We start from the raw sequence: 24,551 nt of genomic DNA on the forward strand, positions 1-24,551 counted from the left end.
ACCGGGTCGCGTCAGCCGACGACTGCCGCCGCTGCCTCGAGTGCGGCGGTGGCGATCGGATCGAACGCCGGCAGGATGACGACCGTCATTACGGCGGCGGCGATGATCGCCGCGTAGAGGCCGGTGGGCTGGGCGAGGCGATCCCGATCGAGGATCGGCTCCTCGATCCAGAGGGCCTTGACCAGCCGCGAGTAGTAGTACAGCGAGAGCGCGCTGTTGACGACGAGCGCGGCGGCGAGGACGAGCAAGACCGTGTTATCTGCGGCCGCGTTGACCGTCTCGGTGTAGAGCAGGTACTTGCTCCAGAAGCCACCGAACGGCGGCACGCCGGCGAGGCTGAACATGAACACGGCCATCGCCGCGGAGGCGAAGGGTGCCTGCGTCGAGAGGCCGTTGTAATCATCGAACGTGGGGCCGACACCCCAGTACTCGGCCAGCGCGACGAACAGGAACGCACCCGTGTTCATGAAGCCGTAGACCAGCAGGTGCATCATCGCCGCACCCATCACGAGATCGCCGGCCTCAGTCGAGAGCGCCGCCAGCCCGATCAGCACGTAGCCGGCGTGTCCGATCGAGGAGTACGCGAGCATTCGTTTGACGTTCTCCTGGGTCGCCGCCGCGAAGTTCCCGAGCGTCATCGTGACGATCGCGAGGATGACGAACGCCACCGTCCAGTCGACGCCGATGACGGCGGTCGTCGCCTCGAGCGGGAACGCCGTCGTGAACACGCGGATCGCGAGCACGAAACCGGCGGCCTTCGAGGCTGAAGACAGGAACGCCGAGATCGGTGCCGGCGCGCCCTCGTAGGCCTCGGGGGCCCAGAAGTGGAACGGGACGCTCGCGGTCTTGAACGCGACCCCGCCGATCAGCATGAGGATGCCGAGTCCGAGGAGGCCGCCCATCTCGCCTGCCGCACTGAGGTTCGTCGCGATGTCCTCGAGTTGCAGCGAGCCGGTCGCACCGTAGACCAGCGAGATGCCGTAGACGAAGATCGCCGACGACAGCGCGCCGATCAGGAAGTACTTCAGCCCCGCTTCGACGCTGCCGCGGTTGTCCTTTAGGATCGCGACCAGCGCGTACGACGGCAGACTCGTTAGCTCGAGTGCGATGAAGATCGTCACGAGGCTGTTCGAAGCCGCGATCATCGACATCCCGGTCGCCGCGAGGACGACCAGCGAGTAGTACTCGGCCTGGTAGGTGTGATCGCGCAGGTAGTCGTAGCTCGCCACCGCAACGAGGGCGGTGACGATCGAGATGATGATCATGAAGTACAGCGCCAACCGGTCGACGATGAACTGGCCGTTCATCACGTCGACGACGCCGTAGTTTTCGATCCCGGTCGCACCGACGCCGGCGGCGGTAAACCAGACGGCGACGGCCAGCGAGGCCAGCGAGCCGGCGATAGCGGTGCCAGCAAGCAGCGAGCGGTTCGTCGACCGCGGATTGATGCTATCGAGCAGGAAGAGGACGAGTGCCGTTCCTGCCAGGATCAGTGCCGGGGCGAGTGCCGCCCATTCGGGAAGCTGGAAGACTGCCATCAGAGCCCACCTCCCTGGATGATCGGATCAATTGCGTCGGTTATCATGGTGAAGATCAAGTCAGGGGCCACGCCGAGGGTGATGATCAGCCCCAGCAGGACGATCATCGACGCGACGTCGTGGACGGGAGCGCGGCCGACCTCGTAGTCGGTTTCTAGGTTGTACGGCCCGAACACCGTCCGCTGGAGTGCAAACAGCAGGTAGCCCGCGACGATGACGATGCCGAACATCGCAAGCGAGGTAAAAGCGGCCGAGTACGCGAGCAACTCGGAGCCGAACGAGCCGAAGAAGATGAAGTACTCAGCAGCGAAGCCGGACATGAGCGGCAGGCCCATGTAGCCGAACGCGCCGGCGATCAACACGCCGACGGCGATCGGCATCCGGTCTGCCATCCCGGACATGTCGGTGACCATCCGGGTGTGGGTGGCGTTGTAGATGACGCCGACCGACATGAACATCAGTCCGGAGATCAGGCCGTGGGAAACCATCTGGAAGGTCGCACCGCCGACACCGAACTGGGTGTACGCGACCAGCCCGAGGATGACATAGCCCATCGACGAGACCGACGAGTAGGCGACGATCCGTTTGAGGTCGGTCTGGGCGAGTGCCAACATCGCGCCGTAGATGACGCTGATGACGGCGATCGCCGCGATCGGCACCGCGTAGGCTTCGACCTGCTCGGGGAACATCGTGAAGTTGAATCGGAGCAGGGCGTAGGTCCCCATCTTCAGCAGAACACCGGCCAGCAGAATCGACGCTGGCGTGGGGGCCTCGACGTGGGCGTCGGGCAGCCACGTGTGGAACGGCACCACTGGCACCTTCACCGCAAAGCCGAGGAACATGCCGATGAACGCAAGCGACGCGAGCGTCGTCCCGCTCAGGCCGAAGAAGCCCTCGGGGCCGCCGGCGAGCATCGCGGTCGCGATCTCGGGCAGCCCGAAGGAGGTGACCGAGTCACCGAGTCCGAAGACGAGCGAGATGAACGAACCGAACATCACCAGCGACGCCACGTTCGTGTAGACGAAGAACTTGATGGCGGCGTATTTGCGACGCGGGCCACCCCAGATGCCGATCAGCAGATACATCGGGATCAGGACTGCCTCCCAGAAGACGAACCACAGGAAGAAATCGAGCGCCGAGAAGACGCCGATCAACATCGCCTCGATAAAGAGGATCAGGCCGTAGAACTGCGACTCCCGCTCGTCGATCGGCGTCCACGAGCTGACGATCGCCAGCGTACAGAGAATCGCCGTCAGGACGACCAGCGGCAGGCTGATCCCGTCGAGGCCGACGAACCACGAGATCGAGTAGCCGCCGATCTCGAGCCACGCCGCCTGTGATTCGAACGCCAGTTCGCCATCGAGCAAGGCGTTGCCGTTGCCGTCGAAGGCGGCAAACAGCCACAGCGACAGTGCCGTCGGCACGAGGCTGATAGCGAAAGCGAGTTTGCCAGCAATGCGATTCGGCGCGACGAACGTCACTAACGCGCCGACCAGTGCAACCGCGATCAGTATTTCAATCATCATGCGAACCACCCTCCGAGATAGCCGAGGACGAGCAGTAAGGCGATGAACCCGCCCACCAGCAACGCCGCGTAGTTAGTCACAATACCCGTCTGGATGCGTTTCACCCAGTTGCTGCTGAACAGACTCACTGTCGACGTACCGTTGACGAGTCCGTCGATAACCGTCTGGTCGAACCGGTCGGCGGCTCGAGCCAGCGGCAGTGTGGCCCCTTCCGCGAGCCAGACCTGGTACTCGTCCTGGTAGTAGTTGTTCCGCAGGAGGCTGTACGCGCCGCCGAGTTTCTGCATGTGGCGGGTCGGCTCGGGCACGTTATACAGCGTGTGTGCTGTGAACGCACCGGCCAGTGCGAGCCCGAGCGACAGTCCCGCGCTCAACAGCATGGTTGTCGTCTCGGAGCCACCGATGACGCCCTCTTCGAAGGCGACCGTTTCGTGGTATGCGTGGTAGGTCAGCCCTTCGACGTAGCCATACTCACCGTCGAGCCAGAACTCGAGGAACGTGATGTCGATGTCGAGTAGCTTCGCGACGGGGGCCATGTTCACGAGCCCGGTGACCGTCGCGAGGATCCCCAGCACGATCAGCGGGACCTTAATGGCCCAGCCGACTGGGTGTGGGTCTTCGGCGGTCTCCGAGCGGGGCTCACCGTGGAAGGTCAAGAAGACCATCCGGAACGTATAGAAGCCCGTGAAGAACACCGCAACCAGTCCCATCGCGTAGGCCGCGAGGATGATCGGCTGCTCTAAGCCGATGATGAGCGCGTCGAACAGCACCTCGTCTTTCGACCAGAAGCCGGAGAAGGGGACGATCCCCGCGAGTGCGAGCGCGCCCGCAAGGAAGGTGTAGTAGGTGACGGGCGCTTTGTCTTTCAGGCCGCCCATCTTCCACATGTTCTGTTCGTGGTGCATGAGCACGATGACGGCCCCGGCACCGAGGAACAGCAAGGCCTTGAAGAAGGCGTGATTCAGCAGGTGGAAAACGCCGGCGACGTAGCCGCCGACACCGAGCCCGAGCATCATATAGCCATACTGGCTGATGGTCGAGTACGCAAGCACTTGCTTGACGTCGTCTTTAACGACGCCCATCGTCGCCGCAAACAGGGCGGTGAAGCCGCCGACGAACGCGATGATTGAAAGCGCCGTCGGGGAAAGCGCGTAGTAGCCGAACATCCGCGCGACGAGATAGACACCGGCCGCAACCATCGTTGCCGCGTGGATAAGTGCGGAGACGGTGGTCGGACCCTCCATCGCGTCGGGCAGCCAGGTGTGGAACGGGAACTGTGCGGACTTGCCAAGCACCCCGCCGAGCACGAGTAGTCCGGTGATCGTCACCCACGTCTGAGCGTCGAAGCCGAACAGCGTCGCGCCGTCGTCGATCGCCGTCTCGGCGGCGGTGACGAACGAGCCCTCACCGGCGAAGCTGACCGTGCCGAACGTCGCCGCGATGGCGACGACCCCGATCAGGAAGAAGTAATCACCGAAGCGGGTGACCAGGAACGCCTTCTTCGCGGCCGAGGGGGCCGATTCCGTGCGGAACCAGAACCCGATCAGCAGGTACGAACACAGCCCGACGAGTTCGAAGAACATGAACGCCATCAGCAGGTTGTCCGCGAAGACGAAGGCGAGCATGCTGAACGTAAAGAGGCCGAGCTCGGCGTAGTACCGCGGCAGCCCGGTCTCACCTTCGGCGTTCATGTAGCCGAGACTGAAGACGTGGACGAGCAAGGCGACCAGCGAGACGATCACCAACATGAGCGCCGAGAGCGGATCGATCAACACGCCGAACGTGAAGGCAACTCCCTCAGCGCCGGTCTCGCTTGCGGCCGCGCCGGCCGTCCACTCATACAGCGTCGTGTGATATGCGTTCCCGCCACCGACTGCCGCGAACATCACGAGCGAGATCAGTAGCGAGCCTGCCGTCGCGATAATACCCGGAAGCGCGCCTTTCTTCGGCAGATGTTTCCCGAAGAGCAGCGTGACGACGAACGCCACGAGCGGGAGCACTGCGATCGCCGGTGCGAATCCGAACGGTCCTGTTGCTGTTGCTGCCATCTTACCACCTCATCGTCGTCGGAACCGTGACGTCGATGTCACGGAAGTTACGGTACAACACCAGGATGATCCCGAGTCCGACGGCCACCTCGGCGGCAGCCAGCGCCATCGTAAACAGCGCAAACAGCTGCCCGGTGAGGTTGCCGTGATAGAACGAGAACGCGATCAGGTTGATATTGGCCGCGTTCAGCATGAGTTCGACGGACATCAGGAACAACAGTGCGTTACGGCGCGTCAACACTCCGAAGAGCCCGATACAGAACACTGCCATCGACAGCAGCACGTAATACTGCACGTCGACGGTCATCGGCTCTCACCTCCAGTGTCTGTGTGCCGGTCGGTCGTTGCTGCACTCGAGCCGTCGGTCCCACCGTCAGTCACGGCCGGTTCCGGTCCGCCAGTCGCGCTCGCTTCCTCGCCAGCGCTTGCAAGCGCAGCGACGGGTTCGCCTTCTTCCTCGCGTTTCGCGAGGACGAGCGAGGCGTCGAGCGCGGCGTCGAGTGCGACGGCGACGAGTAAGACGGCGGCGAGGAACGGTTCGGTGCCGCCGATCTGTTGGAGTTCGTCGAAGCCGAACAGCGCGTAGCCGAGTTCGGCCGTAATCGAGACGTCGGCGGGGAAGCCAGCACCCGCAGCCGCGGTCATCGGCTCGAAGGCCGCGTTCAGCGTGATCAGCGCCATCACGCCGAACAGCCCGACCGCGAGTAGTCCGGGGACCAGCGTCTTGCCGAGTCTAAGTTTCGGGCCGGTCGTCATGCCTGTACCACCTCGTCCGTGTCGGAGTCGTCGCGCTGGGTCAGCATGACGGCGAACGTGATGAGGACGAGAACCCCGCCGACGTAGACGAGGACCTGCATCATGGCGACGAACTCCGCCGCCAGCATCACGTAATGAATCGCCACGCTGAGCAGCGCCACACCCAGCAGGAGCGCCGAATGCCACGGGTCCTGCATGAGCACGACACCCACCGCGCTGGCAAGCGTGAGTAACGCAAACAGCGCGAACGCGATCAGCTCGTAGTTCATGTATTGGTAGTTACTGCCCGTTTGCGGGACGGGCGGACCCGTTACTGGTAATCGACCTCCCCTTCACCTTCGCCGACCCACGCGTCCCGATCGGGTTCGCGGGCGGCGAGTGGGTCGATGTCTTTGTACCACGGTACTGCCTTCAGTTGCTCTTTGTTGTAGACGAAGTCGTGTTTCGTGTCCGCGGTGAACTCGAAGTTCTCCGTCAGCAGGATGGCGTCGACTGGACAGACCTCCTCACAGAGCCGGCAGTAGATACACTGGCCGATGTGGAGGTTGTACTGTTCGCCCTGTCGTTGATCGTTCGTGACGATCTGGATCGTATCGTTCGGACAGACATTTTCACACTGGCGACACCAGATACACCGCTCCTGACTGAACTTGTGGACGCCGCGGAATCGCGGCGAGACGTCCGGTGCGGTCTCCGGATACTCCACCGTGAACGTAGAGCCGTCCAGTGCGTGTTTCATCGTCGTTGCCATCGATTTGAGTATCCCGATCATGCTATTAGCCCCACGATTACCGCAGTCAGGACGAGATTAGCGAACGAAAGGACGAGCAGTCCCTTCCAGCCAATCTCGATCAGTTGGTCGATCCGGACGCGTGGCACCGCAGAGCGCAGCCACTGCGTTGCGAAGAACACCGCCCAGATCTTGATGATAAACCAGACGATGCCCGGCAGGACGGGGCCTGCGGGCCCGCCGAGGAAGATCGTCGCGATGATCGCCCCGCCGAGGAAGATGTGGAGGAACTCACCGAGGTAGATCAACACGAAGTGAACCGAGGAGTACTCGGTCTGATACCCCGCGACGATCTCGGTCGGTGCCTCCGGCGTGTCGAAGGGGTTGCGCCCGACCTCCGCGAAGTTCGCCACCAGAAAGAGGACGAACGCGAAGGGGTTGACGAACGCGTACCACGTCGGAATCGAGATGCCAGCGATCTCCACCAGCGTCTCGTGTTGGGCAGCGACGATCTCGCCCATCTGTAGCGTGCCGGCGAAGATCACGACCGACATCCCGGTGATAACCAGCGGGATCTCGTAGGCGATGTTCTGTGCCACCGCACGAAGGCCGCCGAGCAGCGAGTACTTGTTCGCCGACGCGTAGCCCGCCATCACCAGCCCGAGGCTGGCGATCCCGGAGACGGCGAAGACGTACGCGAGTCCGACTTCGGGGTCCGCGAGGTGGAGGCCGCTTCCCATCGGGATGACGGCAAACCCAAGCAGTGCCGACGCCGCAACGACGATGGGCGCGAGATCGTAGGCCGGTCGATCGGCGTTTTCGGGAATGATAAGCTCCTTCGAGAGGAGTCGAACCGAGTCGGCGACGATAATGAACAGCCCTGCCGGCCCAAGCCGATTGACCGCGATCCGGTCGGTGAAAGCGGCAGTGATCTTTCGTTTCGCCCACGGCCCTGCAACCCCAGTCATCGCGAGCATCAGGTTGCCGATGAGAAAGGCCGCAAGGAACGTCGCGAGGAGTTCCCCGCCGAGGCCGAACCCATCGAGACCGGTCAGCTCCCCGATTCGCTCGGGAAGCAAGACCGTATCCTGCAGCGGGACCGCCGGCAGTCCTGACGCCGCATCGGTTGCGACGACAGTTGTGCCGGTCATACTAGCGATCCACCTCCCCGAGCACGATGTCGAGACTGCCAAGCGAGGCGATCATATCGGGGATGTACTCCCCTTCTGCCATCTCGGGCAGCGCCGAGAGGTTGTGGAAACACGGGCTGCGGATCTTGAACCGACCCGGCTTGTCCGTGCCGTCCGCGCGAATGTAGATGCCGAGTTCGCCCTTTGCGCCCTCGACACTCCGGTAGATCTCCGTGTCCGCGTCGGGCTTGAGTGTCCGCGGGACGTTGCTCTGGACAGTCCGTTCGTCTTCGGGCCAGTCCTCGAGCAAGTCGAGACACTGCTCGATGATCTTCGCGGACTCCTCGACTTCCTGCATGCGCACGAGGACGCGGCTGTAGTTGTCACAGCCGTCCTCGGTGACGACGTCCCACTCTAAGTTCTCGTAGTAGCCGTAGGGGTCGTCCCGACGGAGGTCGTAGTCGATACCCGAGCCGCGAGCGACGGGGCCGGTACAGCCGTACTGTTTGGCGACCTCGGGCTCTAAGACCCCGGTATCGTGCGTTCGAATCTGGAAGATCTCGTTTGCGGTCAGCAGGTCGTTGTACTCGTCGACCTTTGCGGGGAGGCCATCGAGGAAGTCACGCGTCTTCTCGATGAACTCCTCGCGGGGTTCGGGCAGGTCCCAGGCAACCCCGCCGAGCCGGAAGTAGTTGAACATGAGCCGCTGGCCGGTCAGGTCCTCGAGGATGTCCTGTACGACCTCGCGATCGCGCATCCCATACTGGAAGATGGCGGTGAAGTCGCCGTAGACGTCCAGTGCGAACGTCGCCAGCGCGAGCATGTGTGAGGCGATCCGGGAGAGTTCGGCACCCATCGTCCGAATGACCTGGGCGTACTCGGGGACGTCGATGTCCGCGAGGTCTTCGGCGACGCGTGCGTAGGCCCACTCGTTTAGGAGCCCTGCCGAGACGTAGTCCCAGCGGTCGGGATACGGCATGATCTGGTGGCGATAGGTGCCCTGCTGGCACATCTGCTCCTCACAGCGGTGCAGATAGCCGATGTCGGGATCGACGTCGACGACGGTTTCACCGTCTAACACCGTCTCGATGTGGAGCACACCGTGGGTCGCCGGATGGTGTGGCCCGATATTGAGGAACATCGTGTCCGACTCGTCGTCGTGGTGATCGGGCTGGATCGGATTGGCGTGTTCCGTCAGCGTCACCAGCTGGGGTTTCTCCTGGTCGTAGTCCCGCGAGAGCGGATGACCCTGCCAGGTTTCGGGCAGGAGGATCCGTCGTGGATCAGGATGGCCTTCGTAGTCGATGCCGACGAGGTCGAACGCCTCCCGTTCGTGCCAGTCAGCAGTGCGGAAGACCGGTTCCGCGGTCTGGCTGACCGGCTCGTCGGTCGTGGTCGGCACGACGACTGACACTTCTTGTGTCGGATCGGCGTATTTCCGGAGGTGGTAGATCGATTCGTACCGGTCCGGATACTCCTGTGCGGTCAGGTTGGCGAGGTGGTCGAACCCGGCCTCGTCTCGGAGGTCTTTGAGGACGTCCTGGACGTCGTCCGGCCGGATGACGAATCCGGGCGCATTCAGATGATCGTCGCGTGCGAGCGCGCGATCACCGACGATCGCCTCGAGTTCGTCTTCGGTGACCTCGGCTGCCGACTGTCGTTCGAGTCCCGTGCTCATGGTGAATCAGCCCAGTTGTAGCGCATTACGAGGTCGTCTTCGTCGATGTCGTCTGCGAGCTTCTGGACGAGTTCGTCTTTGGGCAGATCGCCGAACTCCTCGAGTTCGTACGGTTTGACGACGACGGGCGTCGATTCGCCGTTGCGGATCCGCTCTTGAAGTTTGGCGATGCCGTAGACGAGTGCTTCCGGCCGCGGCGGGCAGCCGGGGACGTGGATGTCGATGGGGATGATCTCCTCGGCACCCTTGACGACGTTGTATCCTTCCTGGAAGGGGCCGCCGGAGATCGTACACGAGCCCATGCCGACGACGAACTTCGGTTCGGGCATCTGGTCGTAGACCCGCTTCATTCGGGGGCCGAACTTGGAGACGATCGTCCCGGGGACGATCATCACGTCGGCCTGACGGGGTGATGCACGCGGCACACCGGCCCCGAAGCGGTCCAGGTCGTGTTTGATCGCGTAGGTGTGCATCATCTCGATGCTGCAACATGCGATCCCGAACTGGAGCATGAACATCGAGTTGCCCCGCACCCAGTTCATGAACTTGTCGAACTTCGTGAGAATGAACGGGGTCGATCCGAAGGCCTCGCGAAGCTTGGAATTGAAGCGGTCGTCGGCACCCTCCCCGATGCGCGAATCGCGGGTGTCCGTCGACGGTGCGGTGCTGTCGTAGATCTGCTGGCGTGGTTGTTCGCTACTCATGGTCTGTCAGCGTCCAGTTGGCGAGGTGTCCGTGCCCACTGTACCGCGCCCGTGCGCCACGCCCACGCGAGTCCGACGAGCAGGATGGCGACGAACGCCAGCATCGGCCCGAGCGCGCGGGCAAGCGGGATATCCGCCGCGAGCGCATCCTGATAGGCGACCGCCCAGGGGAACAGGAGGACGGTCTCGATATCGAAGACGACGAACAGAAGCGCAACCATGTAGTACTGAATATTGAACCGGATGCGCGTTCCGCCGGTCGGAATCTCGCCACTCTCGTAGGTGGCGCGTTTACTCGTTTCGGGAACCGTGGGCCGCAGGAGATACGATACCGTCATCATCCCAAACGGTATCAGTACCCCGACGAGCGCCAGTGCCCCGATGGCGATCCAATCATTCATCTCGGTAACGTTCGGGGCTTCAAACCGCACGCACATAAGGGTTGATCCTTCGTTTTTGCGGGAAACACGGGCCACAACGGGATTTCAGCGTGAATAATCCCCATGTGATTAGTCACATGATCCTATATATAGATACCTGGAGAGGTGTTGGACCGGTAAAGAAATATTACCCGCCGTCGAACCAGTAACGTTGGGCACTCGAGCGGAGGCTTCTTCGTCCAGCCGAAAACTCCAAACAGTCGTGACAGGTGTTCTGCAACTGGAGTCAGGATGTTCCCGTGTCTATCGCGAACGGAATCACGCTCGTTATTGTTCGCGGTCCCGGAACGCCGGCGTCCCCTCGTCGTGAAGGTCACGGGAGACGGCTCCAACGCCCTCGCGTAGCCCCTCGTGGTAGTCGACCAGTCGGTCGCGAACGTCGTCGTGCTGGCGAGCGAGGATCTGCGCGGCGGATAGTGCGGCGTTGAACGACTTGCCGGCGTCAACGGCGACGAGCGGCGCGCCGGTCGGCATTCCGATGACGCTGTCGACGGATTTTTCCTGGACCGGGACGCCGATGACCGGCAGCGGATACGCGATCGAGGCAGTCATGTTCGGCAGGTCCGCGGACTTGCCGCCCGCGCCGGCGATGATGACCTCGAGCCCGCGATCCTCGGCCGTCTCGGCATAAGCCGTCATTAAGTCCGGCGTTCGATGAGCCGAGGTGACGTAGGTCTCGAACGTGAATCGTTCATCGGGTGCGTCCTCGTAATCGGTCTGTTCGGCGAAGCCGAGTTCGTCGACGAAGGCGTCGTAGGCTCCGCGGCGTTTCCCGCCGGTCATCATCGTCTCGAGATCGGAGTCGCTGCCCATCACGATCCCTACATCGGGGGTTTCCGCGGCCGGCCGGTCTTGGTCGGCGTCGTCGTGCAGGCGGTCGATCAGGTCGCGAACGCTGTCGCTCATGGGAGTGGCTGGTCGGGCAAACGACTTGAAACAGTGGTAAACGAGCTGAAGATCGGAGCGGGTGTCGCGGACGACTACGACTGGAACGTCACGGCGGTCTCGAGGTCGCGTGCTGTCTCGAGGAGGTCGTCGATGGAGTCGTCGCCTCCGTCACCCGTCACCGTGACGTGGCCCATTTTCCGAAGCGGCCGCGCTTGGTGCTTGCCGTACCAGTGGAGGGCCGCGCCGGGTGTCCCGAGGATCTCGTCGATGTCGCCCACGGCTGCCGGTTGCTCTTCGTCGACGTCGCCGAGCAGGTTCGTCATCACTGTCGGCGAACGCAGGGTCGTCGAACCGAGCGGCCAGCCCAGCACGGCCCGGACGTGCTGTTCGAACTGCGAGGTCTGGGTCCCCTCGATCGTCCAGTGGCCCGAGTTGTGCGGGCGCGGGGCGATTTCGTTGAGCAGGATCTCGCCGTCCGTCGTTTCGAAGAGCTCGATCCCGTAGACGCCACGCCCGTCCATTACTTCGAGCACGTCCCGCGCAACGTCATATGCGTGCTCGGTAACGGCTTCGCTCGAGCGGGCGGGGACGATCGTCTCCCGGAGGATCTCGTTTTCGTGGACGTTCTCCCCCAGTGGGAAGGTCGCGACCTCGTCGTCACCCTTGACGGCGATGACCGACACCTCGCGCTCGAAATCGACGAAGGACTCGACCATCGCGGGGCCGGCGACCGACTCGAGGGCATCCTCGGCGTCGGCTTTGGATTCGACCGGCACGTTGCCACGCCCGTCGTAGCCGCCGGTGCGAGCTTTGAGCATCACCGGCGCGCCGTAGTCATCGATCGCCTCGCGAATGTCGTCGGCATCGTCGACCTCGCGGAACGGCGGCACCGGAACGCCAGCAGCCTCGAGTTCGCGTTTCTGGACGAGTTTGTCGTGGATCGTCTCGAGCGTCGAGGGCTTCGGGTGAACCGGCGTTCCCGTCTCCTCGCTGATGCGGTCCATGACGTTCTGGTCGGCGAGTTCGATTTCAAACGTGAGAACATCAGCGCGCTCGGCGAGGTCGCGGATCCCTGCCTCGTCGTCGAAGTCAGCAACGATCTGGTCGCGGGCCACGAGCGCCGCCGGACAGTCCGGCGTCGGATCGAGCACGACCACCTCGACGCCAAGCGGTGCGGCCGCCTCGGCGAGCATCCGCCCGAGCTGTCCCCCTCCGACTACACCGATCGTCGGTCCCGGCGTCCGTAGCGTCGTCATTACGCCGCGGTTGTCGTCGCCCGCGCTTAAGAATTCCCAAACGGGATGCTCGAAGCGCGGTCGCTCCGTGCTGTCCACGTGTCACCGATCCGTTCCCATCGACTGGAACTGGCCGTGACAGCAAACGCTGTCAACGGATGAATCTGTTATCCTATAAAAACCTTCGTGGAGAGCACCCACGTCAGAAACTGACTACCAGTACATATGTTGTGAGAGCGGATAGTTCTACGTATGCAACATGACATTTCGCGACGCCAGTTGCTCGGTGGGGGAAGTCTTGGCACCCTCGGCGCACTCGCCGGCTGTCTCGCGACCGGCAGGGGCGCAACGGAAACCGTGACGGAAACCTACGAGCGGTCCGATCTCAGTTCACTCGCGCTCGCAACCGTCAACGGCGCGATCACCGTCGACGGTAACCAGGGCGACGCGATCGAGGTCACGGCCGACAAAGCGGCACCGACCGAAGACGCCCTCGAGTCGGTAACCCTCGAGTCAAGCCGGAGAGACGGGCAACTTACACTCGAGACGAACTTCGAAACGACGCCGTTTCTCTTCGGCCCCGATCCAAAAGTCGACCTCGCGGTGACGGTCCCGTCAGGAATCCGACTGGCGCGGGCAGAGACGACTAACGGTGACATCGAGACCCAAAACGTGACCGGCGACTTCGTTGCCGGGACGACGAACGGCCGGATCGATGCCGAGGGCGTCGACGGCGGACTGAGCGCCGAGACCACTAACGGTGAGGTCCATGCCGCTGGCGTCAGCAGCGACGTAGACGCGGACACGACGAACGGGGATATCGACATCACGCTTGCAGACGGCGGCGACCTGACCGCGGAGAGTACCAACGGCGAAATCACGGTCCAGGCACCCGAATCGCTCGATGCGACCGTCAGCATCGAGACGACCAACGGCGACATCTCGGTCGAGGGCTTCAGCGATTCGAACGCTTCGAGCGACGGCTCACTCGAGATGACACTGGGAGATGGAACCCGCCGTCTCCGTCTCGAGACGATCAACAGCGACGTGACATTTCGCAGTACCGACGCGCCGTAGCGATACCTATCCGACTCGAGCGCGAGAATCGAATGCCGTCGAGCCTTGACCCGGTCGGCAATCGATAGCATGCGGCCACCGCAGAACGGTACCTCTTTTACCCGTCCTCCCTACCGCTCGCCTATGACCACGCTCGGACTGGTGGTCGCGGAGTTCAACCGGCCGATCACCGAGCAGATGGAGCAGGACGCACTCGAGGCCGCAACGGCCGCGGGTGCCGACGTGTACGAGACGGTCCACGTGCCGGGCGTCTATGACGCGCCGCTGGCCGCCGACCGGCTTGCACGTCGCAACGAGGTTGACGCCGTTGCCGTGATCGGCACCGTCATCACCGGCGATACCGATCACGATCAGGTGATCACCGACGCCACCGCACAACGACTCTCCGACGTGAGTCTCGAGCGCGATACACCGGTGACCCTCGGCGTGACCGGCCCCGGCATGTCCGCCGCCGAAGCGCGCGAACGCGTCGAAAACGCTTCCACGGCCGTCGACGGCGCGCTCGACCTCGTCGACGAACTCCCAGATCCCAGTCCCGTAGCCGATTCCCAACAATGACTATGGAATTTACCGACCGTGTAACCCGAGTCGAACCGTCCGCGACGCTTGCTATCTCCGCACTCGCCACCGAACTCGAGGCCGAGGGCGCAGACGTCGTCGACCTCTCCGTCGGCGAACCCGACTTCCCCACGCCCGAGAACATCGTCGAGGCCGGCAAAGACGCGATGGACGCCGGCCACACCGGCTACACGACCTCCGCCGGCATCCTCGAATTGCGTGAGGCGATCGCCGACAAACTCGCCGACGACGGCTTAGAGCACACCGCCGACGAGATCATCGTCACGCCTGGCGCGAAACAGGCCCTCTACGAGATCGTGCAGGCACTCATCGAAGACGGCGACGAGGTCGTCCTGCTCGATCCCGCGTGGGTCTCCTACGAGGCGATGGTCAAGATGGCCGGCGGCGAGCTGACCCGCGTCGACCTTTCCGACTCGGACTTCCAGCTCGAGCCAGCCCTCGACGCCCTTGAGGCCGCGGTCTCCGACGACACCGAACTACTCGTCGTCAACTCCCCGTCGAACCCCACCGGTGCGGTCTACTCCGACGCCGCGCTCGAGGGCGTCCGCGATCTCGCCGTCGAACACGACATCACCGTCATCTCCGACGAGATCTACAAGGAGATCACCTACGGTGTCGAACCCACCAGCCTCGGCACGCTCGAGGGCATGGCCGACCGCACCGTCACGGTCAACGGCTTCTCGAAAGCCTACTCGATGACCGGCTGGCGGCTCGGCTACTTCGCCGGTCCCGAGGACCTGATCGACCAAGCCGGCAAACTCCACAGCCACTCCGTCTCCTCGGCCGTGAACTTCGTCCAGCACGCCGGCCTCGAAGCGCTCGAGAACACCGACGAGGCCGTCGCCGAGATGACCGAAGCGTTCGAGCAGCGCCGCGACCTCGTCATCGACCTCCTCGACGAACATGACGTCGACGTCGCCGTCCCCGAGGGCGCGTTCTACATGATGCTCCCCGTCGACGACGACGATCAGGCCTGGTGTGAGGGTGCCATCGAAGACGCCCACGTCGCAACCGTGCCCGGCAGCGCCTTTGGGACGCCCGGCTACGCCCGAATCTCGTATGCGGCGAGCGAAGAGCGGCTCAAGGAAGGTATCGAGCGACTGGCCGAGGAAGGCTACCTGTAAGTCGACGCCGTCGAAAGCGGCTTTTCCGTTGCCGAATCGGGTTCTCTGAATAGGACTCGAGCACGTCGCTCGAGGCCGTTCGGATCACTTTCACTGCGGGTGGCTAGTGTTTATTTTCCAATAGCTACGACGGTAGTTATGGACTGTCCGACCTGTGGGAAGTCCCTGAACACCGAACAGGGAATGCGCCAGCATCATACCAAGGTCCACGGTGAGCCACTCCCCAATCGAACGTGTACGGGCTGTGGAGTCGAATTTTACGACCCAAAATCCCGACTCGAGTTCTGCGACGACTGTAATCCAAACGCCGGAGAACACAACGGAAACTGGAAAGGTGGGAAAGAAACTGGGACGTGCGATCGCTGTGGAGCGACGTTCGACTACTATCCCTCGGACAAGCCAGGTATGTACTGTTCAGAGTGCGTCGAGAGTGCCCGCGGATTGGTACCGGGAAATCCGTCGGAGAAGGGTGAGCGGGTCATCGTCGGCTGCGAAGCCTGCGATGCCGAACTCGAGGTTCGGCCGGCGCGACTCGAGAAGCAAACACGAGGCGTCTTCTGTACGCTCGAGTGCTACGGCGACTGGTTATCAGAGAACGTCGTCGGACCGGATCACCATCAGTGGGAAGGTGGATCGATCGACTACGGACAACAGTGGTGGCAGGTTCGACGGCAGGCCCTCGAGCGCGACGACTACGAGTGTCAACATTGCGGGACGAGCGCCGAGGAACTGGGTCGAAACCCAGATGTTCATCACCGCCAGCCCGTTCGGTCGTTCGATCAACCCGAAGACGCACACACGATGGACAACGTGATAACGCTCTGTCGGAGCTGTCATCGCCATGCCGAAGCGGGGGCGATCACGCTTCCGACTCACGACGAAAAGTAACACTATTGTGCGATGGCAGTCTATCTATCGAGTGACGTTCCGTTGAGTCCCGTGGTGGCGAGTAAATCCGGAGGATTTACGAGGTACACGGGACTTTGATCGGAGTGAGAAGTCCCGTGGTGTAGTGGCCAATCATATGGGCCTTTGGACGTGTTTCGGTTCAGTCCGTCACGGAAGCAAGCCCATGACGGCAGTTCGAATCTGCCCGGGACTACTATAATATTTCTTATACTTTCGACGAAGTGGTAGTCCGTGTGACCCACAGTCACTGCTGTGATTGCTGCCAGTAGCACACAGACATGGGCAGAAGCAGCCCCTGAATACCCGCGACCTCGTCCTAACAACTCCATAGTAATCCCTGCGTCCTCGAGAGCCCATGCTATGTTCGGAACGAGCGGTATCCGCGGCACTGTCGGCGAGGAGGTAACAGCCGAACTCGCGCTTGCGATCGGGCGCGCCGTCGCGTCCGAGGGCTCCGAGCGGGTCGTCGTCGGGCGAGACGCTCGAGAGAGCGGCGCGGTCCTGGCTGATGCAGTGACTGCCGGACTGCGAGAGTGCGGTGCAGACGTGCTCGAGGTCGGTGTCGCACCCACGCCGACGATCGCCAGAGCGGTCCCGCGAACGAACGCGGATGCCGGTGTCGTCGTCACGGCCTCGCACAACCCCGCGCCGGACAACGGGCTCAAACTCTGGTCGGCCTCGGGCAAGGCCTTCGATCCCGAGCAACTCGATGCGATCGCCGCTCGCGTCGAGGACGAGGAGTACGACCTCCGTCCGTGGGACGGGCACGGCTCGCTCGAGCCACTCCCGGATGCGACCGATCGCCACGCGGCAGCGCTGGTCGAGGCCGTCTCGATCGACGAGCCGCCGAGCGTCGCTGTCGATGTCGGGAACGGGACCGGCGCGATCACCGCACGCGTGCTCTCGGAGCTCGGCTGTGACGTCGTGACGCTGAACGGACAGCGAGACGGACGCTTTCCCGGCCGGCCGAGCGAGCCGACACGAGAGACGCTTGGTGACCTCTCGGCGCTCGTCGAGGCAACCGACGCGGCGGTGGGAATCGCCCATGATGGCGACGCCGATCGAATGCTGGCCGTCGACGAAACCGGAACGTTCGTTCCGAAAGACATCCTTCTTGCCCTGTTCGCGCGCGAGGCCGCGACCGACGGTGACGTGATCGCTGCGCCGATCGATACGAGCATGGCCGTCGACGACGCGCTGGCGACGGTCGGCGCGTCGGTGAGCCGAACGCGGGTCGGTGACGGCTTCGTGGCCGACCGCGCCACACAGCCGGACGTCGTCTTCGGCGGTGAACCCAGCGGAGCGTGGATCTGGCCGGACGAAACGCTGTGTCCAGACGGCCCGCTCGCGGCGTGCAAACTCGTCGAACTCGTTACCGGTCACGGGCCGCTGTCTGATCTCGTCGCCGGGATCGAGACGTATCCCATCCGCCGCACGTCGGTCAAACTCGAGGACAAAGAGGCCGTAATGAACCGAGTCCGAGAGCGCGTCCGCGAGCGCTACGACGACATTGAGACGCTCGACGGCGTCTACGTCGACGTCGGCGACGGCTGGTTCCTCTTGCGTCCGAGCGGCACCGAGCCGGTCATCCGCCTCACGGCCGAAGCGCGAGACGAGTTTCGGGCCGAGCAACTGGAAGCCGACGCCGTTGGGCTCCTCGAGAACGTGCTCGAAACGATGTCGGGAATTCGCCAGTGACCGGTGTCACAAATATAGCAGATCGTCGGAATTCGGGCGGTGTGGTGGGTTTAACGTCTCGATAATGAAGTATCCCGTCTCCATCGATAGGCGTAGAGACGTGGTGCAACGAACAACGCCGCTGCCGTGGGCTGTCGGCTGCGGTCGAACGGACAGATCAAGTACGAAAGGATGACTCGGACGTTTCGCCGTGACGACACGACATCGACTGGGGGTACGAACGAATCGAACGGGCTTGACACGCTGCTTATCGGGATCGATGCGGGGTGTCTGCCGGTCTTCGAACGGTTATTCGAAGCAAACCGAATTCCGACTATCGAGCGGCTCTGTTCGGAGGGGGTTGCCGCGCCGCTCGAGTCGCAGATCCCACCATGGACGCCCAGTGCGTGGCCGTCGATTTATACCGGGGTTAACCCCGGGAAACACGGTGTGGTCGGCTTTGTCGGCTACGACGGCTACGACTGGCACGTGGCGAGCAACGACGACGTCCACGAGCATTCGTTGTGGACGCTACTGGATCACCACGACCGCTCGAGCGTCATCGTCAACGCGCCGGTTACGCACCCGCCCGACGAGTTCGACGGGGCGGTGATCCCCGGCTTCCTCGGGCCCGAGGATCCACCGTGTCACCCCGCCGGCCTCTTAGACGAAGTCCGCGACGCGATCGGGGAGTATCGCGTCTACCCGAGCTACACACGAGACGACGACTCGCTGTCCGACAGTTCGAAGATCGACGAGTATCAGAACCTCGTTCGGATGCGCGGCGAGGCGTTTCGCTACCTCGTCGGCGAGTTCGAGCCGGACTTCGGCTTCGTCCAGTTCCAGAAGACGGATACGGTCTTCCACGAGTTCAGCGGCAAGCAACGACACGTCGACCGCGTCTACGAAGCGACCGACGAGCAAATCGGGAAGATTCTCGAGGACTGTGATCCCGATCGCGTCTTCCTCGTGAGCGACCACGGGATGGGACAGTACGACGGGTATGAGTTCCGGGTCAACGAGTACCTCCGCGATATGGGCTACCTCGAGACGACGACCGGCGGCAAGGGGATGCCGTCGTGGACGCCGATGCGCAGACGACTCCGCGAGGGCGAAGAGTATGACACCTGGGAGCCGGGCGTCACTGCACGCGCAGCGTCGGTTGCCGCCCGATTCGGCATCACCGCCCGCCGCATTCGAACCGCTCTCGAGCGGGTCGGATTGGCCGATATCGCCATCGAGTATGCACCGAGCGGGATCTCTCGGACGGCCAACGAGCAGGTTGATTTCGCCGAATCAGAGGCCTACGTCCGTGCACGAACCGAACTCGGCGTTCGGGTCAACCTCAAGGGGCGGGAACCGAACGGCGTCGTTCCCCCCGAAGAGTACGAGGAACTCCGCGAGAACCTCATCCGGGCACTTCAGGCGATCGAAACGCCCGACGGCGAGCCGTTCTTCGAGACGGTCGCGCCGCGCGAGCAGTACTTCCACGGCGACGAACTCGAGGAGACGGTCGACATCGTCACGATCCCCGCCGGCTTCGATCACATGCTCTCCGAGCAGCTGGACGACGGTGATTACTTCCGCCCGGCTGAACCCTGGAATCATAAACTCGACGGGGTCTTCATTGCTGCAGGTGAGGGAATCGACGAGACTGCCGCGCTCGAACGGGCCCATCTCTTCGATGTCGCGCCAACGGTCATGGCCGCGATGGGCGTTCCCTACAGTGACCGCATGGACGGCAGCGTCGTTCCCGTCGTCGACCCGATCGAACCGACGTCCTATCCTGAGTACGACACGCACGACGACGGTAAACGGCCGGCGACGGACGAGGCGGTCACTGATCGGCTGGCTGATCTGGGCTACATGAACTGACCGCCCTCACAGGACGGTTTCGAGTCGCTGCAACTCGCTTACCCGCGGTATAAGTATGGGCCACTGGTCCCGACGACAGAGTACGACACCGATATCTCAATGGGATTTATCGCAGAAATCCATCTCAGCCACGACAGCCTTCCATTGGTCCCGACGATAGAACGCTGTACCGGCGTGACGCTCAGATACGAATACGGGACGACGACCGATGCGCAACGCCAACAGTTCGTCTCGGCGTTCAGCGACGCGGATGCAGCACTCGAGGCGGCGATGGACGCCGACCCGACCGTTTCGAACCCGACACGTGTCGCCGTCTTCGAGAACCGAACGATCTATCGCGTCGACGTCGAGACGCCCCTCGAGATCGTTCCTGACTGCTGTGTCGAGAACGGGGTGTTCGCCTTCACGATCACGAGTGGCGACGGTGGGTGGGTCACACGGGTCCACGTCCCCAATCGCGACGCATTGTCGGCGTTTCGAGCACACTGTCGCGCTCACGGCGTCTCGTTTCGGGTGAACCGACTGTACGACTCATCAGCGTCCGACGAGCAGACGTATTTCCTCACAGAACGCCAGCACGAGGTGCTCACGATGGCCTACTTCGCCGGCTACTTCGACGTGCCACGCGGAGCCACACAGGACGATCTCGCCGACCGGCTCGGCATCTCGGATTCCGCGGTCTCGCAACGACTTCGCCACGCCGTCTCCGAACTGATCGCCGCTACGCTCGAGAGCGATCGGATGCCCGACGACTGTCGATACTGAGACTAATAACCAGGAGCCAATCGTCACAATGGTCCGTCGTGAGAGCAGCGATTACCGAGGTGGTAAACGCGCAGTTTGAACCGTGAGAATTCCCTCGCTCTCGCCGCTGGATCGCCGAATTGTAACACGCGCAACCGTTTCAAAAATCGAATCGCTTCGGCTGACTCGAGTGCGACGGCCGGCTCTCGAACTTAAAAACTTGCTATCCGAATCCATAGCTACTGGACCCCGTCATTACTCACAACGACTTGTATTTCAATGTCGGATGGACGTGATCTGCAGCGCTTGAATCGTGACGCTTCTCGTGATTCTCACTCGACCGAGGGGGAGGCCGGTCGACCATCGATCAACGGATCGAGTTCACGGTCGAGGAGGGGGTTCCTGCAAGGAACCGTGGCGGCGTGTGCCGCCGGACTCGGCTTGACGTCGACCGCCGCCGCGTCGGATCCGTACGATCACTACTACGACGAGTACGCGACCGTCGTGGACGTGACCGAAGCCGGCGCGGATGATACCGGTACCGAATCGATCACACCCGTGCTCGAAGAGCTCCGCAATGACGACACGCTGCTCGTGTTTCCCGAGGGAGAGTACTTCATGGACGAGCAGTTTCGATTCACGGGCTTCGACAACTTCGGCGTCGTCGGCGAGAATGCGATGCTAATTCCGGCGGACTTCCACGAGTTCGACGGGCCGCAGTATCGGCTGTTCCGCCTCGGTGTCTCGTACAGTCCCGGGGGCCACCTCCGCTTCGAAGGCTTCGACGTCGACCAGTCGGCACCCGACACGGGGATCCGGACGATCGAAGCGTACGCCGACCGACTCGAGGTCCGCGACGTGACGATCGACGGCTTCCACGACAGCGGGACGTGGGGGCCGGGCATGTTCAACGTCACCGATCCCGACGGCTACGGGATCGTCGAACGGTTCCGAGCGCCGGGTGGGGGTGCGTGGGTCGACAATACGCCCAATGCCGGCAACCGCTGGCGCGGCCCGATCGGCATCGAAGCGAACCAGAACGAGGGGACGCTCGAGTTTAGACACTGCTGGCTCGGCGGCTTTCCGAACAACGGCCTCTACGCGGCGGGTGGTAAGGGGACAATCATCGTCCACGGTGGCTGGTTCTGCAACAGCAACGGCGCGAACGTGCGTGTCGGCGGTCAGGGAAGCGAAATTCGATGGCCGACCGTCGAAGTCGACGCGACGCGGCCGGAGGATAGAGCCCAGCGTGGGATCCGAATTGAAGACGGCCAAGACATCGAGATTTACGGGGCCGCTATCGAGATCACCTCGCCGATGCCAACGAGTCACGCGATTTCGGTAATGAACACCTGCGAAAGTGCCCGGATCGACAACAATCGCCTGGAACTCCGGGGATCGGACGTCAACCACGGAATCGTCCTCTCGCCCGAGTGTGGCGAGACGACCATCGTCGAGACGGATATCACCCACGAAACAGCGGGCGGCTATCCGCTCTGGATTCGAGAGAGCGATCGGACCGAGCAGATACTCGCCGAGCACCTGTCGATCTCGGGCCACGCAGGCGACGGTGGCGGCTTCCGCGACGGGATTCGGTGTGAGCGGGACAACTGCCGCTTCAGCTACGTCGATGTCATACAGCAGGGCCGAGACGGGACGGACCGGAACGCCATCGTCAACACAGGGGCGGATCTGACGGTCTACCAGAGCGAACTACGCGCCAGTCAGCATCCGTTCATCGACCTCGGTTCCAACGCACTCGTTCGTGACTCGGTACTCGAGTCGTCGGGTGACGAGGAGGCCGTCTGCCTCTACGATTCGTCGACGAGCCCGGCGTTCAAGAAGAACCGACTGGTCGACGGGATCCGTGATCTTGGAGCGAGCGACGTTACGACCTGGGAGAACACGTACTCGTAACCGCGTCTCGACCCGTTTAACCCCCGTATAATAACGCCACACAGTCGCCACTGTCTCGCCACAGTGAGTACGTCGGATCGTGAGCGATCGTCGTCGATGGCGGCTGTCGATTGTTACAGGGTGAAACCGTGAATCGAAGTATTGCGAGCGGCGTCTTCTCGGTCGTCAGTGCGAAAGTAGTCGTGCTCGTCGTCACCGCGCTCTCGACGCCGCTTTTATACCGGCTTCTCGGCGCATCGGCGTTCGGCGAATACGCGTTTTTGCTATCCATCTTCGCGATCTACATGATCTTCGTCAGCTCAGGGATCACTGACGGCGTCCGAAAGTTCCTCGCGGAGGATCGGGCCGCGGCGAACTGGAGCGAACACGTCGTCGGCTTTTATTTCCGGCTGGCGATCGTGCTCTCCGTCCTCGGGGCCCTCCTGCTGGTGCTTGCGACACGATTCGGCATCGTCGGCCGTGCGTTCGGGTCCGATCTGACGGGTTATTTCTACGTCCTCGCCGCACTCGTCGTGACGGCGCAGTTTCGCGACTACGCGCGAAAGACGCTCATGGGGTTCGGCCTCGAGCGCTACTCGGAGCCGCTAAAGATCCTCGATAAGGTCGGGTTCGTCGTCGTCGCCGTGCCGCTGGTGTACCTCGGCGCTGGTGTGATCGGCGCGCTTGTGGGGCAGCTGGTCGCGAGTACGCTCGTCGCCGTGATCGGACTGGCGCTCGTGCATCGCCACGTGTCGCTGTCGTGTCTGTTCAGTCGGCCGACGAAGCGGTTCCCCCGAAAGCAGATGCTCACGTTCAACTCGATGAGCATCGCGCTGGTCTTCCTGCTGATGTCGCTCTATCATATCGATATCGTGATGCTCCAGCACTTCCGGGAGAGCGCCGCGGTCGGGAACTACAAGGCGGCGCTCACGCTCGCCGAGTTCCTCTGGTTTATCCCAATGGCCCTTCAGACGGTGTTCGTCCACTCGACGTCGGAACTGTGGTCGCAAAACCGGTTTCGAGAGATTTCGGAGCTCGCATCCCGAACGACGCGATACACATTCTTGCTCACGGGCGTCATGGCGGTTGGGCTCGCGGCGCTGGCGGACATCGCCGTGCCGATCTACTTCGGTGCAGACGCCATGCCGGCGATCACACCCCTGCTGCTGTTACTGCCCGGCGCGCTTGGCTTCGCGCTTGCACGTCCGGTGTTGGCGATTTCACAGGGGAAGGGCATGCTCCGATATCCGGTCGCGGCGACCGGCGCTGCGGCTCTGATTAACCTCGCGCTCAACGTCGCGCTCATCCCTCGTTTCGGGATGCACGGTGCCGCCATCGCAACCAGCACCGGATACGGGTCGATGTTCGTCTTCCACTGCTGGAGCGCTCGAGTGATCGGCTTCGATCCCCTTTCGGACGCGCGACTCGGGCGATCGATACTGACGATCGTCCTCGCAGCCGGGCCGATCGTCGCCCTCTCGACGGCGATCACGAACTCGTGGCTTGCACTCGCAGTTGTCCCGCCCGCTGGCTTCGTGATCTTCGTCACGTTCGCGCTGCTCGTCGGCGCACTGGATCCCGCCGAACCATTCGCGGTACTGTCGACGTTCCCCGATCCACTCGGCGCGAAGGCGGACGCGATACACAGTCGGCTCGCGACCAGCGCCACGAAGAACGGGGAGCGGAGCTGGTTACATAGTCTGCTATTCGTCGCCGGACTCTCGTTGCTCGTCTCGGGGCTCACGCTGGGGATCCTCGGGTCCGGGATACAGAGTCTCGCCCCCTGACTGAGTCCGCACTTGTTGCCGATCCCTTCTCGTACTCGGATGAGTGGAGAAACAGGATGCGTCAGCCTTCGGGCCGGACAAGTCACTCCCTACGGTGACTGCAGTGACGCCGAAACTGAGGAAATTCACCCGTAGAAAGTGTCAAGATTTCTGTATTCAGAACGCTTTGCGAAACTCGCGATATCTAGAAGAAGTAGGTAACGGGGGGAC

At 62.7% G+C, this 24,551-nt stretch carries 22 protein-coding genes and 1 tRNA gene; 10 read left to right on the plus strand and 13 right to left on the minus strand.

The features are described from left to right. Positions 1-11 precede the first annotated feature (11 nt). The 13 genes from BDK88_RS13880 to BDK88_RS13940 form a co-directional block, all read right to left on the minus strand. Positions 12-1,538: an NADH-quinone oxidoreductase subunit N gene (locus BDK88_RS13880; RefSeq protein WP_130500942.1), complete on the minus strand. Its 1,527-nt coding sequence runs from the start codon at positions 1,536-1,538 to the stop codon at positions 12-14. Continuing rightward, positions 1,538-3,064, minus strand: coding sequence for a complex I subunit 4 family protein (locus BDK88_RS13885; RefSeq protein WP_130500943.1), 1,527 nt, complete (start codon positions 3,062-3,064; stop codon positions 1,538-1,540). Before BDK88_RS13885 ends, BDK88_RS13880 begins: the two co-directional genes overlap by 1 nt. After that, the gene (gene nuoL / locus BDK88_RS13890) at positions 3,061-5,112 is read right to left on the minus strand and encodes an NADH-quinone oxidoreductase subunit L (protein WP_130500944.1); all 2,052 of its coding nucleotides are present in this window, start codon (positions 5,110-5,112) and stop codon (positions 3,061-3,063) included. Before nuoL ends, BDK88_RS13885 begins: the two co-directional genes overlap by 4 nt. Before the next feature lies 1 nt (position 5,113). Next, positions 5,114-5,419: an NADH-quinone oxidoreductase subunit NuoK gene (gene nuoK / locus BDK88_RS13895; RefSeq protein WP_008009954.1), complete on the minus strand. Its 306-nt coding sequence runs from the start codon at positions 5,417-5,419 to the stop codon at positions 5,114-5,116. Beyond that, positions 5,416-5,868 carry a hypothetical protein gene (locus BDK88_RS13900; protein WP_130500945.1) on the minus strand — a complete coding sequence of 151 codons (453 nt, stop codon included), beginning with the start codon at positions 5,866-5,868 and terminating at the stop codon, positions 5,416-5,418. The genes nuoK and BDK88_RS13900 overlap by 4 nt, the downstream gene beginning before the upstream one ends. Further along, positions 5,865-6,137 carry an NADH-quinone oxidoreductase subunit J gene (locus tag BDK88_RS13905; RefSeq protein ID WP_092929210.1) on the minus strand — a complete coding sequence of 91 codons (273 nt, stop codon included), beginning with the start codon at positions 6,135-6,137 and terminating at the stop codon, positions 5,865-5,867. Before BDK88_RS13905 ends, BDK88_RS13900 begins: the two co-directional genes overlap by 4 nt. Before the next feature lie 41 nt (positions 6,138-6,178). Beyond that, complete coding sequence (locus BDK88_RS13910; RefSeq protein ID WP_008009959.1) at positions 6,179-6,640, minus strand: NuoI/complex I 23 kDa subunit family protein; 462 nt, start codon at positions 6,638-6,640, stop codon at positions 6,179-6,181. After that, positions 6,637-7,749: a complex I subunit 1/NuoH family protein gene (locus BDK88_RS13915; protein ID WP_130500946.1), complete on the minus strand. Its 1,113-nt coding sequence runs from the start codon at positions 7,747-7,749 to the stop codon at positions 6,637-6,639. Before BDK88_RS13915 ends, BDK88_RS13910 begins: the two co-directional genes overlap by 4 nt. 1 nt (position 7,750) lies before the next feature. Next, positions 7,751-9,406, minus strand: coding sequence for an NADH-quinone oxidoreductase subunit D (locus BDK88_RS13920; RefSeq protein ID WP_130500947.1), 1,656 nt, complete (start codon positions 9,404-9,406; stop codon positions 7,751-7,753). Next, complete coding sequence (locus BDK88_RS13925; protein WP_008009965.1) at positions 9,403-10,110, minus strand: NADH-quinone oxidoreductase subunit B; 708 nt, start codon at positions 10,108-10,110, stop codon at positions 9,403-9,405. Before BDK88_RS13925 ends, BDK88_RS13920 begins: the two co-directional genes overlap by 4 nt. Further along, a complete protein-coding gene (locus BDK88_RS13930; protein WP_049911582.1) occupies positions 10,107-10,511 on the minus strand; it encodes an NADH-quinone oxidoreductase subunit A in 405 nt (134 codons plus the stop codon). The genes BDK88_RS13925 and BDK88_RS13930 overlap by 4 nt, the downstream gene beginning before the upstream one ends. A 306-nt stretch (positions 10,512-10,817) precedes the next feature. After that, positions 10,818-11,456: an AIR carboxylase family protein gene (locus BDK88_RS13935; protein ID WP_130500948.1), complete on the minus strand. Its 639-nt coding sequence runs from the start codon at positions 11,454-11,456 to the stop codon at positions 10,818-10,820. Between the two features lie 74 nt (positions 11,457-11,530). Further along, positions 11,531-12,694, minus strand: a complete 1,164-nt coding sequence (locus tag BDK88_RS13940; RefSeq protein WP_130500949.1) for a 5-(carboxyamino)imidazole ribonucleotide synthase — start codon at positions 12,692-12,694, stop codon at positions 11,531-11,533. A gap of 231 nt (positions 12,695-12,925) precedes the next feature. On the opposite strand from BDK88_RS13940, the gene BDK88_RS13945 reads away from it, so the two are divergent. The 10 genes from BDK88_RS13945 to BDK88_RS13990 all read left to right on the plus strand — a co-directional run bounded on the left by BDK88_RS13945 (position 12,926) and on the right by BDK88_RS13990 (position 24,341). Then, entirely contained in the window at positions 12,926-13,750 is an 825-nt protein-coding gene (locus BDK88_RS13945; RefSeq protein ID WP_130500950.1) for a DUF4097 family beta strand repeat-containing protein, read from the plus strand. Positions 13,751-13,873: 123 nt separating this feature from the next. Beyond that, positions 13,874-14,308: a 6,7-dimethyl-8-ribityllumazine synthase gene (gene ribH, locus BDK88_RS13950; protein WP_130500951.1), complete on the plus strand. Its 435-nt coding sequence runs from the start codon at positions 13,874-13,876 to the stop codon at positions 14,306-14,308. Beyond that, positions 14,305-15,453 (plus strand): pyridoxal phosphate-dependent aminotransferase, encoded by a 1,149-nt coding sequence (locus tag BDK88_RS13955; RefSeq protein ID WP_130500952.1) that lies wholly within the window; start codon positions 14,305-14,307, stop codon positions 15,451-15,453. The genes ribH and BDK88_RS13955 overlap by 4 nt, the downstream gene beginning before the upstream one ends. Before the next feature lie 138 nt (positions 15,454-15,591). After that, positions 15,592-16,341, plus strand: coding sequence for an HNH endonuclease (locus BDK88_RS13960; RefSeq protein WP_130500953.1), 750 nt, complete (start codon positions 15,592-15,594; stop codon positions 16,339-16,341). A gap of 110 nt (positions 16,342-16,451) precedes the next feature. Continuing rightward, a tRNA-Gln gene (locus BDK88_RS13965) sits at positions 16,452-16,555 on the plus strand. A gap of 167 nt (positions 16,556-16,722) precedes the next feature. Further along, complete coding sequence (glmM, locus tag BDK88_RS13970; protein WP_130500954.1) at positions 16,723-18,060, plus strand: phosphoglucosamine mutase; 1,338 nt, start codon at positions 16,723-16,725, stop codon at positions 18,058-18,060. 171 nt (positions 18,061-18,231) lie between these two features. Next, positions 18,232-19,914: an alkaline phosphatase family protein gene (locus tag BDK88_RS13975; RefSeq protein WP_130500955.1), complete on the plus strand. Its 1,683-nt coding sequence runs from the start codon at positions 18,232-18,234 to the stop codon at positions 19,912-19,914. Between the two features lie 99 nt (positions 19,915-20,013). Continuing rightward, positions 20,014-20,679: a helix-turn-helix domain-containing protein gene (locus BDK88_RS13980; protein ID WP_130500956.1), complete on the plus strand. Its 666-nt coding sequence runs from the start codon at positions 20,014-20,016 to the stop codon at positions 20,677-20,679. A gap of 393 nt (positions 20,680-21,072) precedes the next feature. Further along, positions 21,073-22,575 carry a right-handed parallel beta-helix repeat-containing protein gene (locus tag BDK88_RS13985; RefSeq protein ID WP_207225299.1) on the plus strand — a complete coding sequence of 501 codons (1,503 nt, stop codon included), beginning with the start codon at positions 21,073-21,075 and terminating at the stop codon, positions 22,573-22,575. A gap of 128 nt (positions 22,576-22,703) precedes the next feature. After that, positions 22,704-24,341: a flippase gene (locus BDK88_RS13990; protein WP_130500958.1), complete on the plus strand. Its 1,638-nt coding sequence runs from the start codon at positions 22,704-22,706 to the stop codon at positions 24,339-24,341. Positions 24,342-24,551: the final 210 nt, after the last annotated feature.

It is taken from the genome of Natrinema hispanicum (assembly GCF_004217335.1).
Lineage (GTDB): Archaea > Halobacteriota > Halobacteria > Halobacteriales > Natrialbaceae > Natrinema > Natrinema hispanicum.